19 protein-coding genes and 1 pseudogene are annotated in these 15,246 nt (G+C 54.2%); 15 read left to right on the top strand and 5 right to left on the bottom strand.

What is annotated here, in order from left to right; genetic code table 11:
* The first annotated feature begins 39 nt into the window (after nt 1-39).
* The 5 genes from IEX04_RS01315 (at nt 40) to IEX04_RS01295 (ending at nt 2,622) form a co-directional block, all read left to right on the top strand.
* Nucleotides 40-486, top strand: coding sequence for a DedA family protein (locus tag IEX04_RS01315; RefSeq protein ID WP_229676935.1), 447 nt, complete (start codon nt 40-42; stop codon nt 484-486).
* 86 nt (nt 487-572) lie between these two features.
* Nucleotides 573-1,061, top strand: a complete 489-nt coding sequence (locus IEX04_RS01310; protein WP_188683105.1) for an Lrp/AsnC family transcriptional regulator — start codon at nt 573-575, stop codon at nt 1,059-1,061.
* Between the two features lie 236 nt (nt 1,062-1,297).
* Nucleotides 1,298-1,537, top strand: a complete 240-nt coding sequence (locus tag IEX04_RS01305) for a hypothetical protein (protein ID WP_188683104.1) — start codon at nt 1,298-1,300, stop codon at nt 1,535-1,537.
* Between the two features lie 348 nt (nt 1,538-1,885).
* Nucleotides 1,886-2,266 carry a hypothetical protein gene (locus IEX04_RS01300; RefSeq protein ID WP_188683102.1) on the top strand — a complete coding sequence of 127 codons (381 nt, stop codon included), beginning with the start codon at nt 1,886-1,888 and terminating at the stop codon, nt 2,264-2,266.
* A gap of 167 nt (nt 2,267-2,433) precedes the next feature.
* The gene (locus IEX04_RS01295) at nt 2,434-2,622 is read left to right on the top strand and encodes a hypothetical protein (protein WP_105678397.1); all 189 of its coding nucleotides are present in this window, start codon (nt 2,434-2,436) and stop codon (nt 2,620-2,622) included.
* A gap of 214 nt (nt 2,623-2,836) precedes the next feature.
* On the opposite strand, the gene IEX04_RS01290 is transcribed toward IEX04_RS01295, so the two are convergent.
* Nucleotides 2,837-3,490: a TetR/AcrR family transcriptional regulator gene (locus IEX04_RS01290; protein WP_188683100.1), complete on the bottom strand. Its 654-nt coding sequence runs from the start codon at nt 3,488-3,490 to the stop codon at nt 2,837-2,839.
* Between the two features lie 105 nt (nt 3,491-3,595).
* Here IEX04_RS01290 and IEX04_RS01285 point away from each other — a divergent pair, with 105 nt between their 5' ends.
* From IEX04_RS01285 to IEX04_RS01265, 5 genes are all read left to right on the top strand, one after another.
* Nucleotides 3,596-5,008 carry a flavin monoamine oxidase family protein gene (locus tag IEX04_RS01285; protein ID WP_188683098.1) on the top strand — a complete coding sequence of 471 codons (1,413 nt, stop codon included), beginning with the start codon at nt 3,596-3,598 and terminating at the stop codon, nt 5,006-5,008.
* A gap of 2 nt (nt 5,009-5,010) precedes the next feature.
* A complete protein-coding gene (locus IEX04_RS01280) occupies nt 5,011-5,868 on the top strand; it encodes a universal stress protein (protein WP_188683096.1) in 858 nt (285 codons plus the stop codon).
* Between the two features lie 75 nt (nt 5,869-5,943).
* Complete coding sequence (locus IEX04_RS01275) at nt 5,944-7,452, top strand: APC family permease (RefSeq protein WP_188683094.1); 1,509 nt, start codon at nt 5,944-5,946, stop codon at nt 7,450-7,452.
* 47 nt (nt 7,453-7,499) lie between these two features.
* Entirely contained in the window at nt 7,500-7,931 is a 432-nt protein-coding gene (locus IEX04_RS01270) for an arsenate-mycothiol transferase ArsC (protein ID WP_308422397.1), read from the top strand.
* Nucleotides 7,882-9,123 (top strand): MFS transporter, encoded by a 1,242-nt coding sequence (locus tag IEX04_RS01265; protein WP_229676994.1) that lies wholly within the window; start codon nt 7,882-7,884, stop codon nt 9,121-9,123. Before IEX04_RS01270 ends, IEX04_RS01265 begins: the two co-directional genes overlap by 50 nt.
* 3 nt (nt 9,124-9,126) lie before the next feature.
* Here the strand turns inward: IEX04_RS01265 and IEX04_RS01260 are convergent, their stop codons facing one another.
* The gene (locus tag IEX04_RS01260) at nt 9,127-9,615 is read right to left on the bottom strand and encodes an Lrp/AsnC family transcriptional regulator (protein WP_096254888.1); all 489 of its coding nucleotides are present in this window, start codon (nt 9,613-9,615) and stop codon (nt 9,127-9,129) included.
* 232 nt (nt 9,616-9,847) lie between these two features.
* Between IEX04_RS01260 and IEX04_RS01255 the strand changes: the two genes are divergently transcribed.
* From IEX04_RS01255 to IEX04_RS01240, 4 genes are all read left to right on the top strand, one after another.
* Nucleotides 9,848-10,051 carry a helix-turn-helix transcriptional regulator gene (locus tag IEX04_RS01255; RefSeq protein ID WP_229676933.1) on the top strand — a complete coding sequence of 68 codons (204 nt, stop codon included), beginning with the start codon at nt 9,848-9,850 and terminating at the stop codon, nt 10,049-10,051.
* 97 nt (nt 10,052-10,148) lie between these two features.
* Entirely contained in the window at nt 10,149-11,372 is a 1,224-nt protein-coding gene (locus IEX04_RS01250; RefSeq protein WP_188683088.1) for an MFS transporter, read from the top strand.
* 436 nt (nt 11,373-11,808) lie between these two features.
* The gene (locus IEX04_RS01245; RefSeq protein ID WP_188683086.1) at nt 11,809-12,642 is read left to right on the top strand and encodes a hypothetical protein; all 834 of its coding nucleotides are present in this window, start codon (nt 11,809-11,811) and stop codon (nt 12,640-12,642) included.
* A gap of 111 nt (nt 12,643-12,753) precedes the next feature.
* Entirely contained in the window at nt 12,754-13,101 is a 348-nt protein-coding gene (locus tag IEX04_RS01240; protein ID WP_170947766.1) for a cupin domain-containing protein, read from the top strand.
* Nucleotides 13,102-13,111: 10 nt separating this feature from the next.
* On the opposite strand, the gene IEX04_RS01235 is transcribed toward IEX04_RS01240, so the two are convergent.
* The 3 genes and pseudogenes from IEX04_RS01235 to IEX04_RS01225 all read right to left on the bottom strand — a co-directional run bounded on the left by IEX04_RS01235 (nt 13,112) and on the right by IEX04_RS01225 (nt 14,489).
* Nucleotides 13,112-13,864 (bottom strand): 4'-phosphopantetheinyl transferase family protein, encoded by a 753-nt coding sequence (locus IEX04_RS01235; protein ID WP_188683084.1) that lies wholly within the window; start codon nt 13,862-13,864, stop codon nt 13,112-13,114.
* Nucleotides 13,865-13,896: 32 nt separating this feature from the next.
* A pseudogene (locus IEX04_RS01230) lies at nt 13,897-14,118 on the bottom strand (helix-turn-helix domain-containing protein); the annotation flags it as partial.
* 155 nt (nt 14,119-14,273) lie between these two features.
* Nucleotides 14,274-14,489: a hypothetical protein gene (locus IEX04_RS01225; protein ID WP_188683082.1), complete on the bottom strand. Its 216-nt coding sequence runs from the start codon at nt 14,487-14,489 to the stop codon at nt 14,274-14,276.
* A gap of 96 nt (nt 14,490-14,585) precedes the next feature.
* Here IEX04_RS01225 and IEX04_RS01220 point away from each other — a divergent pair, with 96 nt between their 5' ends.
* Nucleotides 14,586-15,239: a peptidyl-tRNA hydrolase gene (locus IEX04_RS01220; RefSeq protein WP_188683080.1), complete on the top strand. Its 654-nt coding sequence runs from the start codon at nt 14,586-14,588 to the stop codon at nt 15,237-15,239.
* Nucleotides 15,240-15,246 lie beyond the last annotated feature (7 nt).

Genomic DNA, 15,246 nt, shown 5'->3' with positions numbered 1-15,246 from the left:
ATGACAATAAATTGGTTGGTAAATGAAGCACCTTTTACGGTGACCTTTACTTTCTTCTTCATTGGAGCAATGTTGCGTGGCAACGCGACCTACTGGGCGGGCCGCGCTGTGGCGCGCGGAGTTGAGAATACCCGGTATCAAAAGATCTTGCACGGGGCGATGTATCAGCGTGCACAACGATTCATTGCTCGGTGGGGAATGCTCGCTGTCCCATTGTGCTTTCTTACCATCGGCATTCAATCCGCCGTGAACGCGACCGCCGGGGTGAGCCGAATGCCGTTGCGACGGTACCTTCCCGCGGTCACTGTGGGAGCGCTAGCTTGGGCACTGATATACACGACCATTGGCATGGCGATATTTTATGCTTGGCTCTCACTGGAGTGGCCGTACCTTGTGGGAGGCGTTCTACTCATTTCCGTCATTGTTATTCTGGTTTTTCGATTACGGCAGAGTAAGTCTCCGGCGGCGAAGTCAGACGAGACATAAATTTACTATGCTGTAGTTCTATCGCGTGGGAATCTCACGAGTTTTTCAAAGTCTAAAGATGTAGCAGTGAAAGCCGGTGCCACTTAATGCTAAACAATCCTGCCTCCGGCGAAAAGCGCACGGCGCAACTCGACGAGTTAGACCGTCGTCTGTTGTCCTTGCTTTCAGAGAACTCGCGGCGAACCAATAATTCGTTGGCTGAGGAACTGGGTATTGCGGCTTCTACATGTCTGGCTCGACTGAACGGTTTGCGCGATTCGGGTGTTATTTCACGATTCACCATTGAGGTGAACCCCCAAGTCCTAGGCCGTGAGCTCGAAGCATTGATCTTCGTAAAAATCCGGCCAGGTGCAAGGCATCTGATGGCTACCTTTGCCTCGGAAATGAGGTCTAAGCCCGGGGTGCAGCAGTTATTCTTCCTGGGCGGAGCCGATGACTTCGTGTTACATATTGCCGTCCGTAACTCAGCCGACGTCCGACAATTTGTGTTGGACAACCTGTCCGCCAACCCTGCGGTGGCGACCACTCAAACATCCCTAGTCTTCGAACATAGCCACGGAACTGACGAGTACTAGTCCCCGGGAACGATCAAATTATTTGTATCTCGTCCCGTCATGCCGATTGTCGAATGTCAGCTGACTACCTGCAAATTCGTATTCTCTCACTACAAGTATTTGACCTATTCGAATAAAAATGCTAAGATCAATGTTCTCTTCTGAGACGAGATGTGATGAGGCCCTGAATGACTAGGGCCCTAGGTTAACTATGACGGTCACCTTTCCGGTTGAGGTTTGAGGAGGATGAGAAGGCAATGGGTATTGAAGTTACTCTACTAACCGCACTGGTCACCCTTACGGTATTAGCAGGTGCCAGTATCTATCTGGTTGCGAAGTATCGTCGGACGCATGCGTCGCAGATTCGCGAATCGCTAATGCGACAGGCAAGAAAGTACGCAGTTACGTCTCCGGATGAGCTGACGAACCATGACTTGGCAGTGGCAATTCACGATGCTAAACGTGACGGTAAACAAAGGCAGATGAAAGCCGCATAGCTCTTTAGGACTAGCGCAGCTTGATGAGGGCCGATGGAATCGCAAGGTTCCTTCGGCCCTCATTTTGCATTTGGTTTCGTAGCGCCGCGTAGGCAAAGGACGTTGTGTGGTGCGATTCCCCATGAAAGTAGCCAAATTCTCGCCAGCAACTAACGAATGAATGACATTCCATAATAGTTTTCATAAAATGACACAGGTCACCATTCTTATCGAATTTTATTGGAAATCATGCCGATTCAATCACAGTCTCCTGTGACCTTGTGAACGAATAAGGGGGTTCTGTATTAAAGAGAAAACTTTATGGGCTTTACTGGAATTACAGTGTTATTGAAACTTTAGGAGAAAACAATGGGTGCGATCCCTCTTGGCGAAGACATACTCTTGGCCCGCCATGGCGAGAGTATTATCAAATTCCGCCAGGATCGCAAGAATCGTTCGACGGTAGCCTACCTGCGTGGTGGCGAAATGGATTCGGCGTCCAACGTGATCACCGCGGGCGTTCTCAGCACCTCGGTGCGCACCCCGGTCCAGACAATCAGTCAGGGAACGATGACCTACCTGAACAACGAGTCCTCCGTTAGCCGTCAGGAAGTTCGCTCACTGGTCAAGGTGTCCCTCGGCTTCAGTGCAGTGATGGGGATTGTCTTTGGAGGACTTCTTCTAGCCCTGTACAAGGTCGGTGGCAACGAAGCGATTTCCTCCCTTTCAAGCATGGGTGCAGCACTGTAGGCTCTCAAATTTTCTGACAACAAGGGCGAAACCAGCTGGTTTCGCCCTTGTTGTCTATGGAGAACCAGATTCCCTGTAGGTGAGCACTTTGAAGACGGGCTGGCAAGTCTCGTAATTTAAGTTTTCTGGGCATAGGATGGCGATAATCCTAGGGATTGGAGCCCAACATGCGTTTCGTCATGGAAGTAAATTTTGACTCCGAGAGTATGCAACTCAAGCCGCTGGAAGAGCTGCAGAAGATTCTCTCGGATTGGTCTAAAAATATTGCGCTTTACCCACTTGAAGCCGGTGCCCAGGAAGACATCCTCGACGCCGAAGGCGAAGAAGTTGGCGAGTGGGCGTTAGTAGAGGACTAATCCCGTTTCTTAGAGAAGCGCCCAATCAAATAACCAATGAATAAGGTTATGCTGAGCACTGCCCAGAGCGGGGCGCTGGTATGAAATATCAGTAGCTCCACTCGAACATAATTCAGATTCTGCAAAATAAATATTAGTGCGATAATTCCCAGAACAATTGCAGTCCATTGTTTGGCAGAAAGTCGGCGGTTTCCTGTAGGGCGGGATTCTTGGCTCATGTAAGGTCTCGCGATGCTAGTAGTCCGGTCACTAAGGCGCGTAGTCCGCGTCCAAAAGAGTCGTCACTGGTGTTGACCCCAGTGGCTCGTTGCGCAGCCACTGCCTGAGTGAAGTGCGGGGTCGCCTCGCGGTGATTACTGGTATCAAAGATGTCGTGCGGTGCGCCGGTGTCCATTGCCGATCCAAAGATGAAGGACTCTAGGGCCACGATTGTGGGAATCACTTCGGATTCGGCCAGTCCATGGGTTTTCAGTGTTTCGGCCACATGCTCATACATTGCAATGGTGCGCGGGGAATTAGCTACCGGTAGCACCGCGATGATCGGAATTAGCGGGATGTGCAACGCAAAAACGTTTCGGTAGCTCGTTGCCCATTGGATCAGGGCATCGTGAATATCGAGTTTCCCAAACGCAGAGGTATCTACCTGAGCCATGACCAGTTCCTGGATCCATTGCAGTAGGTCATGTTTGGAATCGACATGGTTGTAGAGCGCCGAAGGGGATACCCCTAAAGATCGCGCGAGTTGCTGCATGGTCAGTGCATCGTAACCATCTTGGGAGACTAAGCTCAGCGCGTGCTCGGTAATGCGATCACGATTGAGTATGGCGGTGCGTGGCCTGCCGGCCCGTCGAGGACTCTCGGTACTCATTCCAATTTCCCCCTGACGTGGCATGCTTCACAAGAGCATCTTCGTACCCTATGCTATACGCAGAGGTAAATGAACCAAATTCATTTAGTGTTGAAGGGGATTATTGTGAAACAGATTGAACGCGACGTCGTCATTATCGGGGCCGGCCCATCGGGTCTCACTGCCGCCTATGAACTGAAAAAGTGTGGGAAATCGGTGGCAGTCCTAGAAGCCCGCGACCGTGTCGGCGGACGTACCTGGAGCGAAGAAATGGACGGGGCGACCATTGAAATTGGCGGGCAGTGGATTAGCCCGGACCAAACCGGCCTGTACTCGCTAATCAACGAACTAGGCATCGAAACCTTCGAGCGTTACAAGGAAGGCAAAAGCCTGTACCGCACTGCCGAGGGCGAAACCATTGCCTACGAAGGTGAAGATTTCCCAGTTGCACCTGGCACCGTGGCCGAGATGAACAAGCTGGTCCAGGTAATGAATGACCTCGCAGCACAAATGAATCCGGACAAGCCGTGGGACCACCCACAGGCTAAAGAACTCGATATGATCTCCTTCCATCATTTCCTGCGCGAGCACAGCACCGATGAACTTGCCTGCGATAACGTGGGTCTATTTATCGCCGGTGGAATGCTGACCAAACCCGCCCACACCTTCTCGGCGCTCCAAGCGGTGCTCATGGCTTCCTCGGCTGGGTCCTTCGACAATCTTGTAGACGAAGACTTCATTCTAGACCGCCGTATCGTTGGCACCATGCAGGGAGTCTCCAAGACGGTGGCCGAACGCTTAGGCGATGACGTGTACCTAGAAAATCCGGTACTTAAACTTGAATGGTCCGAAGATGGCGTGATTGCCCACGGCGCGACGGTGAGTGTCAAGGCTAAAAAAGCCGTGATTGCGGTTCCGCCGAACCTGTACTCACGTATCAGCTACGTTCCTGCGCTTCCACGCAAGCAACTGGTCACCCACCAGCACCAGTCCATGGGATTGGTCATCAAGGTACACGCAGTTTACGAGACACCTTTCTGGCGTGAAGCGGGACTTTCCGGAACCTGCTTCGGACCTAACTCAGTGGTCCAGGAACTCTACGACAACACCTACACCGGAGAAAGCACCGGCACCCTGGTCGGATTTATCTCCGATGTTGATGCTGACGCCATGTGGGAGCTAAGCGAAGAAGAGCGCAAATCGCAGATCCTGCAGGGAATTGCCGACTTCCTCGGCGATAAGGCTTTGGAACCTAAGGTCTTCTACCTCTCCGATTTTGGGGCCGAAGAATGGACCCGAGGCGCCTACGCCACCAGCTATGACCTTGGCGGCCTGGCTCGCTTTGGCTCAGTCCAGAACGACAATGTAGGACCGCTGTACTTCTCCTCTTCAGATCTTGCCGGTGAGGGCTACCAGCATGTCGATGGTGCGGTACGCATGGGACGTCGTAGCGCTGCTCGAATCATTGCGCAGCTAGAGGGAAGCAGCTATGACGAAAGCTATGACGGTGTGGCTCCACTAGATAAGGTCAACGCCTAACCATGAACTTGCTTGTTGGATACACCGCAGATCAGCGTGGTGCCGAAGCACTAGAGCTGGCGGCGGCTCTAGTGCAGGGAACCGCAACGCCTAGCCTAACCATAGGAATCGTGGTGCCTGCAACGACACCCTTTAGCGCCATCTACCCCGGTGGTGACCATGGGTTCGATTCTATTCTCTCGGCCAAAGTTGATGAGTGGGCAGTTACCGCGCTAGCCCAAGTTCCACAAGGAGTCAGCGCCAAAGTGATGGCTCGCTCCGTATCCTCGGTTGCCGAAGGCCTCATTGAGCTAGCCGAAGAGGTTGGCGCACATGGCATCGTCTTAGGTGGGCGCAAACGCCACCGTGCGGGATTTTTCATGCCCGGCGCGGTGGCAAATGCACTCCTGCACGCTTCACCTGTTCCGGTATTCATGTCCAGTCCGCAGGCTCTTGCCTCGTTGCGCGCAGCGAACGGACAAATCACCCGAATGACAGCATTCGTTGGAGACCGTCCGGGAGCGCGCGAGGTCATTGCCAACGCGGCCAAGTTCGCCACGATCCGTAAGGTTGCACTACGCGTCGCGACGCTTGTAGCCGATAGTGACGTGTCGGATCCGGCCACCGAGCTTGATCCACATTTGGTGCGCACCAAAACGTTCCTCACGGAACTGACCGAGTCCATGGGGCTGCAGGCAAGTATCGAAGTGATCTCACGTCAGAGTTTGGATGAAGCCATTGACTCGTTGACTTGGGAAGCCGGAGAAATAGCAATTCTGGGTTCTTCCCGCTTGGCTGCTAGCCGTCGTCTCTTTGTCGGGGCTAAGGCCCAACGAATCCTCGGTAAGTTACACGTGCCCATGGCAGTGATACCGAACTAGACCATCGCGCGGGGAATACCCGTTTTCTTGGCGGACGCAGAAGTCTGCCGAGAATAAACCCAGAAGGTTAACACTATGTCGCAAGAACTGAAGCAGGAAACTGCCGAACACCCCGAGAGTGGACTGCACTCTAAAGGTTTGTCTACCGGCACCGTAGGAGTAGTCGGACTAGTAGTCATCGGCATCTCCTGCATTGCCCCGGCCTACACTTTGACCGCCGGGCTTGGCGCCACCGTGGCAGTGGTTGGTACCAGCCTTCCGGCCATTTTGCTCGCCGGTTTCATTCCGATGTTGCTGGTCGCTTTGGGCTACCGCGAGCTAAACAACGCGATGCCAGATTCTGGAACCTCATTTACCTGGGCCACCCGCGCCTTCGGACCGATGATCGGTTGGATGGGCGGTTGGGGACTTATTGCGGCCACCGTGATCGTCTTATCCAACCTTGCAGCAGTGGCGGTGGACTTCTTCTATATCCTCCTCGCCCAGCTCACCGGAAACCAAGCAATCGCTGACTTAACGAAAAACCTGTGGGTCAACATTCCCACCACGTTGGTCTTCATCGCGGCGGCCGCCTACATTTCCTATCGTGGGCTCAACGCCACCAAGGTGTTCCAGTACGTGCTGGTTGGTTTCCAAGTGGCGGTCTTGCTGATCTTCGCGATCATGGCGTTCACCAGTAGTACCCCTTTTGACCGGACACCAATTAACTTAGACATGTTCAACCCGGCCTCGGTGGATTCATTCGCCGCCTTCGCCGCAGGTATTTCCCTGTCAATCTTTGTTTTCTGGGGCTGGGATGTCACGCTAACCATGAACGAAGAAACCACCGACCCAGCCAAGGTTCCCGGACGGGGTGCAACGTGGACGGTGCTCGTCATCATCGCGTTGTACCTAGCGGTATCTTTGGGCGTGCTGTACTGGGCCGGAGTCGGCCAAACCGGACTCGGCGCGGGTAACGAGGCAAACCAAGAATCAATTTTCGCGGTGCTCTCCGGACCTATTATGGGTCCACTAGCCATTCTGATGTCGTTGGCGATTCTTTCCTCCTCTGCGGCTTCGCTGCAGTCAACCATGGTTTCTCCGGCGCGTACCTTGCTGGCCATGGGTTACTACAAGGCGTTGCCACCGAGCTTCGCAAAGATTTCCCCACGCTTCATGTCGCCTTCTGTTGCCACGGTGGTCTCGGCGGCGGCCGCTGCGGTGTTCTACGTGGTGACCCGGTTGATCTCTGAAAATGCCCTGTGGGACACCATCACTGCGCTGGGACTCATGATCTGCTTCTACTACGGGATTACCGCACTAGCCTGTGTCTGGTATTTCCGCTCTGAGTTGTTTACCAGCGTCCGGAATTTCTTCTTCAAATTCCTTGCACCCCTCATTGGCGGTGTAGTGCTGCTGGTGATGTTCTTCAGCACCGCCATCGAATCAATGAATCCCGACTATGGTTCAGGATCCGCGATTGGTTCCGTGGGCATGGTCTTCATTCTGGGGGTCGGTGTTTTGCTACTCGGAGTCGCAATCATGCTGTTCACCAAGTGGCGACATCCAGCCTTCTTCAAAGGAGAAACCATTAAGACCAGGTAGCTAGTAATCCTTACTACGCTCAACAATTGTTATTGAACCACCCACTAATGCTCAGTGGGTGGTTCAATATGTTCATGGCTACTTCGGTTCTTTTTATCTGTTCTCGCAATGCAGGCAAGTCGCAAATGGCTGCAGCCTTGATGGACCTCGTCTCGGACGGCAAGGTGACCAGCTATTCGGCCGGGACAAACCCTGGCGCCGTGATCAATCACGAGGCTGCTGAATCGCTGGCCGAGGCCGGCGCAGACATGTCCGCAGGTATTCCAAAGAGCATTGACCCTGCACTATTGGACCAGGTGGACCGCGTAGTTATTCTGGGCAGCGAAGCGAATCCCAGCATTAACGAAAACATTCCCACCGAACGCTGGGTCACCTATGAGCCAAGCGAGGACGGGGTGACGGGCTCCGAACGGATGAACCTAATCCGTGATGAAATCGCCGAGCGTGTACGCGAACTGTACCGCGAACTGGAGAAATAAGATTAGCGTCAGCAAGACGAAACAGGGCACAACCTCGTGGTGGCTTCCGGGAATCTGCCTGATTCTCACCGGATGGTGCGCTAACCAGTATGTTTCACTCATCAGTTGGTATCAGCAGCACCGTGAGCTAAGCGAATTTGAAGCAATGCTGGTGATGGGCAGTTATCTGCTCGGCATGATTCCGACGCTACTGCTGGGTGGCCCGCTAGCCGACAAATTTGGCCGCAAGCCTTTCACCCTCCTCGCTTTGACCGCCTCGACGCTCGGCTCGCTCAGCATGATGTTCGGGGTAGTTCACGACTCCGGATTATATGCCGGACGAGTCTTTACCGGAATGGGCATGGGCTTAGCCATGGTGGCGGTGACCAGCTGGGTTAAAGTACTCAGTGTGGGACCTGCAGGAGCAACCCGAGCGGCACTGTGCACGTCGGCAGGGTTTGCCATCGGCCCAATGATCTCCGGAACTATTGTGGGCGCGAGCGCAAGCCCAGAACTCGCCTATGGAATTCACGCGGTCGCTGCGCTCTCGTGGTTATTTCTTATCACTACGGTCAAGGAAGAGAAGGCGGTTCAGGGCAGTAGGCCTGGGACTGTGACCACGCCCGAGAATCTCAAACGATTTAAACTCGTGGTGCTTCCCGCAGCCCCATGGGTCTTTGGACTAGCGGCAAGTGGTTTTGCTATCGTTCCCGCGTTAAGCTCGGCAGCAGGTCAGTCATCATTGTTTTTCACTACTGCCGCGGTAGTTATCACTATGGGAATGGGCGTACTGGTCCAGCCCCTGGCCAAACGCTATAACGACACCAGCAAGATCAACGTACTGATGGCCGGGCTCATCCTCTCAGTGCTGGCATTCGCATTGATGATCCTGGTGTATCTCAGCGGATCTGAAGCACTGGGCTATATAGCCTTCCTCATTTCGGGTTCGGCCAACGGAGTATTACTGGTCGCTGGGCTTAGCCAGGTACTTGACCTTGCAGGGTCTGGCGAAATCGGAAAACTTACGGGACGGTTTTATGCCGTGTGCTTTATCGGCTTTAGCTTCCCGACGCTCTTTGCCATGTGGCGACCATTTGCTGATCCCCTCTGGTTTATTGCGCTACTTATCGGGCTTTGCCTATTGAGCATGGTTTGTGTCTATGCCGCTCGCAAGCATCTTCCGGCACGGACCTTAGATCTGGTGCAAGGCTAGAAACTAGTTCTTGGTTCCGCTCAGCTTCGAGAGCAACGCAGTGGTGCGGTAGGGAATAACATCACGCAGAATCATTGAGGTTGAGGTGCGAGTGATCCCAGGGCATAAGCGGATCTCTTCAGAGACTCGGTACAGGTCATCTGGATCGGTGGCCGAGACGCGAATCAGCAGATCGGTTTCCCCCGCAGGAGCAACGCATTCTAAGACTTCTGGGATGCGACGCAACGCATCGATGGCCTCATTCAGACTCGACTGGTTCAACTCGGCGCTAACAAACGCGCTGACTCCACGGCCCATAGAACTTGGCAGAATACGGGCGGTATTCGGGCGCAAAGCACCGGAATGAGCCAGGCGTTCAAGACGCGTCTGCACTGTTCCGCGTGCCAGGCCTAGCTGCTGAGCGAGCATCATGATCGGTACACGTGGATCATTATCTAAAGCCAACAGAATTCGGCGGTCGGTCTCATCGAGCTGATACGTTTCCGAATTCATGTGGAGATTCTCCTGTGCTGCCATGTTGGGTGGTCCGCGGCCTAGGTGCCTTCATAGGATTTTAGTCAAAATGACCAGCCATGCCCAACTGTGTTGCACGGTCTGACCGGTTTTGTTGCGTCTAACCCATTATGTGCCATGGCTTGGCTTGCGTCGAATCACAAAGCATTACTTATGAACAACTTGTCCGGTTTCATACCAAATGATCCTAAATCGCAGTAACCTTTCAGATATGAGGTTTTTGAGATTAGAGGATGTTGCCGAGGAATTGAACGTAAAGCTTCCCCAAGTTCGTGCGCTGGTGAAAAGCGGTGAGCTTCCTGCTATTCAAATTGGTGGCCGTGGCATGTGGCGGGTGGAGCGGGTAGAACTAGAGAACTACATTCAGCATCGTTACGCCCAAGCCCGTGAGGAAGTCACCGGAGATCTTGACTGATCTAAGGCGCCGGTGAGCAAGTAGAGAATCCGAAACTTGTGTAGTTTTAGATTGAATGCCGATTTCGGCACTGCCAGCACCCGCACCAGGAGCGGAATTGTCACCGACCATTACCCAACGTCGTTGGGCCCTGTACACACTATTTTTCCTGCCCGGCTTGAGTATGGCCTCATGGGTGACGCGCACCCCGGCCATTAGAGACCTGCTGGAAGCCACCCCGGCGAAGATGGGCCTCGTACTCTTCGGACTATCGGTCGGTTCCATGCTCGGCATCATCTTCTCCGGAAAACTTGTTGCACGGTTTGCCGCACGTCCGGTTATCCGCACCGGCTCTGCAGCGGTGATCGCCTCGATGCCGCTCATTGGAATTAGCGCCCACTTCCAACTTGAATGGTGCGTGGCCGCTGGGCTGTTTCTCTTCGGTGCCGGTATGGGAAGCGCAGAAGTTGGAATGAATGTGGAAGGCGCCGAGATTGAACGACTCATTAAGAAACCGTTCCTGGCGAGTCTTCACGGATTCTTCTCCCTTGGCACGGTCATTGGCGCCAGCGCAGGAATTATTTTCACTTCAATCGCTTTTCCAGTCCTCTGGCATTTGGTGTTCAGCGGGCTGCTTTCGCTAGCACTATTTCTGTACGTTATCCGTTACCTTCCGCAAGGCACAGGGAAAATTGACAGGTCATGCACGGAAGAGTCCGTATCGCCGAGCGCAGCCAAACTCTGGACGGACCCACGCTTGCTGTTGATCGGGTTTATCGTTTTGGCGATGGCGCTCGCCGAAGGGTCGGCCAATGACTGGCTGCCATTGGTGATGGTTGACGGGCACGGGTTTGATCCAGCCGCAGGGTCATTGATCTTCACCGGGTTCGCGCTGGCGATGACTATCGGGCGGTTCTGCGGTGGCTGGTTTATTGGGCGCTTTGGAGCAAGCAGAACCTTTGCGGTCAGTGCCTTCCTTGGAGCGCTGGGGCTTGCAGGCGTCATTTTCCTGAACAACCCAGTCCTTGCCGGTGCCGCGGTCATCCTGTGGGGAATTGGTACTTCGTTGGCATTCCCTTTGGCGATTTCCGCCGCCGGAGCTTCTGGGGCGGATCCGGCGGGGCGCGTCGCGGTGGCCGCCACCATCGGATATATCGCTTTCTTAGTCGGTCCACCACTTCTGGGCTTTATAGGGAATGAATTTGGATTACGGCAGGCGCTGCACCTTCCCCTTGGATTTGTCATTGTGGCGATGTTCTTTTCATCGGCAGTTGCCGAAAGGAAAATCAAACTTGAACGGGTCTCCGATGGACCTGAACTCGAGAGTGATGCACGGCACTAAATTCAGTGCGCGTAGCAAAACGCAGGTTTTAGACGATGTCTCCCTGATTGTAGTGATCATATTGATCAATCATGAATGTGCCTGTTGCGCACACTGACTGGTTCCATGTTTACTGGTCTCAGTTGAAGTCATCGGGTTACCACCTTGCATGGCTTGCGCCGATCGCCGAAAAGATCATCATGTCTTGACGGTTGGTTTTGAGAGACGGGACAAAGATACCGTTCTTGGGCATCGAAGCATCTGATCAAGGGATCCGTAAGCGTTCGCTCCAGCTCTGGAGAAGCGCTTACGGATCCCTTTGATTTTGTTCCGAGGAGAAATTCTCAAAGCCGTAGATACGGTGGCGCGCTCAATGAAAGGTGAAACGGGTCCCGAGGTCCTAGGAACGTTAGCTCGGCTCTGACAGAATGAGCGCGTGGGAGCACACACGTTAAGTATGAGAAGCAGTCGTCAGTTCTGGAGCCCGTGGTGGGCACAGATCATTGCCGGGCTATTTATTGTCCTGCTCGCGGTTGGTCCGTGGTTGTGGTTATGGTTGGGGCAACGAGAGCAACCAATGCTTCCAACTTCAATGAGTGACGCGGCGGGGCTGATCATCATCTTCGCGAGCATCGCCTTGCTTGGTGGTTGGTTCACGCGAGTGATTGGCCGCCACGGTACAAGCTTCGCAATCCTGACCGATATTGGTGTGCTTCTCGCCCTGGTCGGGCTTGTTTTCCAATGGATCTGGGGCGACGCACCGGAAATTTTCCAAGGGAAAATCAGCGACGGACTCCAAACCCAGCTCTGGGCCTTAGTCACGGCGTTTGTGATCAGCCAGGTGCTGTATTTCTTGATTGCCAAATTGCGACTGAGTATCGTGGCGCTATTGGTAGCCGCGCTCGTTTTTAGTGTGGGGCGATGGCTGCAGATGGTGGCAACCTATACTCCCTTAGAGCCGGAGATCTATTCATCCTTAACCTATGCCGGGGCATTGGTGCTTGGTTTAGTATTGGGTTTCCTCGGATTTTTGCAGATCTGGCATTTGGTGGTTTGGGGTATCGCCCTAGCTATCCAATGGATCATGCCAGCGGTAATCTCCGCGGTTGTCACACTTCTGGAAAATCCGGTGGGTTCCGTCGGTGGTTCGTTGGCCCAATTTGGTGAGCTGACCCAAGGCTCCATCGGGCAAACCGACTGGCTCATACCGTCCTTGGTGACCCTTGCGGTAGCCATGTTGGTCAGTGTTATTCTCCTGATTGTCCGTAAGGGCAAACGACGCTCATATTAGTTCGTTGAAGCCCGAAGGCCATTGAGCGTGCAAGAACGGTAATCTCTGAGATACTCGGAAGTGACCGGGGTCTGGAAATCCGGCATCACCTGAAGTAAAGGAATGTTCGTGGTGGACAATAACGATACGAAGGAAGCAAGCAACCTCCTGGCGCAGGAACTTGGCGATTTGGAGCAGGCGAATCCGATAAAGCCTGGAGGGTATTCGGCTAAGCGCCTCAGCGCCGGCTCGGGAGCCACCTTGGTGCAGATCGCCTTCGACGCAGATGTTGAGCTCGCCGAGCATAAAGCCGGCACGCCAATTATCGTGCAAGTACTTGATGGGGAAGTGGATTTCAGCGTGGGTGAAGAAACCCATCACCTCAACTACGGCGGGATTATTCGGCTCGAAGCCGGAGTCGTGCACGCCGTTTATGCCGAGAAACCCGCCAGAATACTCATTACCTTCATCAACATCTAGAAACGAATCGTCAGCTCAGTGTCGTTTTGAAGATTTCCGCGCCGAGTTCTTGAACAGGCAAAGGCGTCGAAGCGGCAAGCACCGCCACATGCGTGGCTGGCACCGGGAGCCAGCGAAGGCTGTACCCGGCAAGGTGGCTAGAACCAGCCCATCTGTTGCGGCGGGCCGCCTTTAACACCGCAGGCGAGAGCACCCTCACCGTTGAAGGTTCACGTCGTAAACCGGCGCCATCCGCCTTGAGCAGTGCTTCTTTGGCGGTCCACGCCAAAAGCCTTGTGTCATCTGGGGCCTTGTCCCGGTGCACCAGTTTGAGTTCGGCAGGCGTTAGCGCGATCTGGTCAAAGCCGGGAAAGACCCCCCGCGGGCTCAGCGCGGTGCCCCGTTCAATATCGGTGCCAAGGCGCAAGTCTTTAGGGCCCACGGCAGCAATGACTAGTTCTCTAGTTCTGGACAACGAGATTGAGTGATGTGGCGTTGTTGGCTTGCCATGGTCGCTGGAATTGCAGGAGATGCAATGCCGCGAAATGTCCACGTCTGATGATTGATCAAGCTCTCCGTATGTGACGTAGGAGAGCAGCAGTCGCAACAGCGTTCGAGAAGCGGTAAATGCTTCGCGGTCTTCCTGATGAGTGAAGCCTTCAGCCCGGCCGGCTTCGCTGCCTAGGATTTTTGCGGGTCCGCCAAGTTTTTCGGCCGCCAACTGTACTTGTCCAGGCGAGGCCACCGCGTAGAAAATCTGCGAGTCAGAGTGGGCGAAGTTCATGCAGTCCAGACTACGTCCTAGAATTCCAGGTACTAAAAATGAGGTCTGCCAAGTTTCCTTGAATTTGTCCCCGGAAGTTGGATCCGCTTGCCGAGTCGGTAAGCGTTGCCAGCGCGGTCCACGACACCATTTAATCGCAGGGATATCAGGATCCGGAATGCGGTAGATCCCGAAAACTCGGCGCGGTGAGCTAATTCGCTGACCCCAACGCCAGTGGAGGCTTCCTCGCCGAAAACGCGCAGTAGGACCACTGCCTTGTCTACCGCGGTGCGTGCGTCACGCGATTTTGGACCTTAAGAAGTCATTGTTCTCCTACAAGGTTCGTACACCGAAGCGGCTGATTGCCATGAACTCCCTAGGGCGCCCCTAACCGTCGCACTGACCATAGGTGAAGCGGCGCCGGAAGCAACTACTTTGCTGCCAGTGTTTCGGTGTTTCGAGCCAGAATCGACACTTCGGCACCGACGTTCACAAACTTGGGGCCCTCCGCCAAATATTTCTGAGCCATCTGATCCGCGAAAGCATTCACGCCAATCAAGTCGCCGGCCTGCTTGCAAGCCTTGCCGCTCGCAAGCACTGCATCGACCACTCGCGGATGATCATGCTGGAATAGTGGTATCGGCATTCAAAACCGGTGCCTGGCCGTCCGTGCGCCAAATGGTGAGGTTGGAGAGAACTCTGGAACGCTGCATGTCGAGAGCGCCGCATCTAGAATGGACTGGTGAGTGAGCATACTGAACGAGAACCAGACGAATTAGTGCAGCCCATCATCTTGCGGATCGATAAGGAAGACCCGTCCACCGAGGACGAGGGAATTTCGGCGGTAGCCCGCGCGGCGGTGATTGCTTACCTGCAGGACCCACAAAACGACGAATGGCAGGTCTGGGCCAGCCAAGCGTTCGCAAAATCCGTGCGCCGGGCTAATCCGAAGATGTTCGCCAAAGTGCTAGAACTCTTCCCCGAGCAAATGATTAGCGAAGTTGGTAAAGCGCAGGCCGTGGGGCTGCCACCCTTGCCCGCGGCTGATCTACCCAAGCTGATCGCTAAGCTTCAGGTTTCCGGAACTGAGCTCCCGAAAAGTGACGAAGTGCTGGTAGCGCACGTGAATATTGTGCTCAATAAATCCTTGGAGATGTCCACGGGCAAAGCCGCAGCGCAAGCTGCTCATGCCCTTTTTGCCTGGCTGACCGAAGCACAGCCAGAACTCATTGAAAACTGGTTGAAATCGCATGCCCCGGTGGGGATCAAACAACTACCGCGCGCCGAGTTCGACAAGCTGCGCGCGAAGGCTTCAGGCCCAGTGATTCAAGACGCTGGACGCACCGAAATTGAACCTGGGTCCACCACGGCATTCGTGCACTGTACCGACTCATAAAATGTTG

Source organism: Glutamicibacter ardleyensis (assembly GCF_014644555.1).
GTDB lineage: Bacteria > Actinomycetota > Actinomycetes > Actinomycetales > Micrococcaceae > Glutamicibacter > Glutamicibacter bergerei.
The sequence above is the reverse complement of the archived record's forward strand: the minus strand, read 5'-3'. Positions and strand labels throughout refer to the sequence as shown.

What these genes read in the sequence shown, in the direction of transcription:
- IEX04_RS01290 (WP_188683100.1), bottom strand. Translation starts at nt 3,490, where the DNA reads ATGAGTACCGAGAGTCCTCGACGGGCCGGCAGGCCACGCACCGCCATA.
- IEX04_RS01270 (WP_308422397.1), top strand. Translation starts at nt 7,500, where the DNA reads ATGCTCAGTGGGTGGTTCAATATGTTCATGGCTACTTCGGTTCTTTTT.
- IEX04_RS01310 (WP_188683105.1), top strand. Translation starts at nt 573, where the DNA reads ATGCTAAACAATCCTGCCTCCGGCGAAAAGCGCACGGCGCAACTCGAC.
- IEX04_RS01245 (WP_188683086.1), top strand. Translation starts at nt 11,809, where the DNA reads ATGAGAAGCAGTCGTCAGTTCTGGAGCCCGTGGTGGGCACAGATCATT.
- IEX04_RS01305 (WP_188683104.1), top strand. Translation starts at nt 1,298, where the DNA reads ATGGGTATTGAAGTTACTCTACTAACCGCACTGGTCACCCTTACGGTA.
- IEX04_RS01295 (WP_105678397.1), top strand. Translation starts at nt 2,434, where the DNA reads ATGCGTTTCGTCATGGAAGTAAATTTTGACTCCGAGAGTATGCAACTC.
- IEX04_RS01260 (WP_096254888.1), bottom strand. Translation starts at nt 9,615, where the DNA reads ATGAATTCGGAAACGTATCAGCTCGATGAGACCGACCGCCGAATTCTG.
- IEX04_RS01275 (WP_188683094.1), top strand. Translation starts at nt 5,944, where the DNA reads ATGTCGCAAGAACTGAAGCAGGAAACTGCCGAACACCCCGAGAGTGGA.
- IEX04_RS01300 (WP_188683102.1), top strand. Translation starts at nt 1,886, where the DNA reads ATGGGTGCGATCCCTCTTGGCGAAGACATACTCTTGGCCCGCCATGGC.
- IEX04_RS01280 (WP_188683096.1), top strand. Translation starts at nt 5,011, where the DNA reads ATGAACTTGCTTGTTGGATACACCGCAGATCAGCGTGGTGCCGAAGCA.
- IEX04_RS01235 (WP_188683084.1), bottom strand. Translation starts at nt 13,864, where the DNA reads ATGAACTTCGCCCACTCTGACTCGCAGATTTTCTACGCGGTGGCCTCG.
- IEX04_RS01265 (WP_229676994.1), top strand. Translation starts at nt 7,882, where the DNA reads ATGAAATCGCCGAGCGTGTACGCGAACTGTACCGCGAACTGGAGAAAT.
- IEX04_RS01225 (WP_188683082.1), bottom strand. Translation starts at nt 14,489, where the DNA reads ATGCCGATACCACTATTCCAGCATGATCATCCGCGAGTGGTCGATGCA.
- IEX04_RS01255 (WP_229676933.1), top strand. Translation starts at nt 9,848, where the DNA reads ATGAGGTTTTTGAGATTAGAGGATGTTGCCGAGGAATTGAACGTAAAG.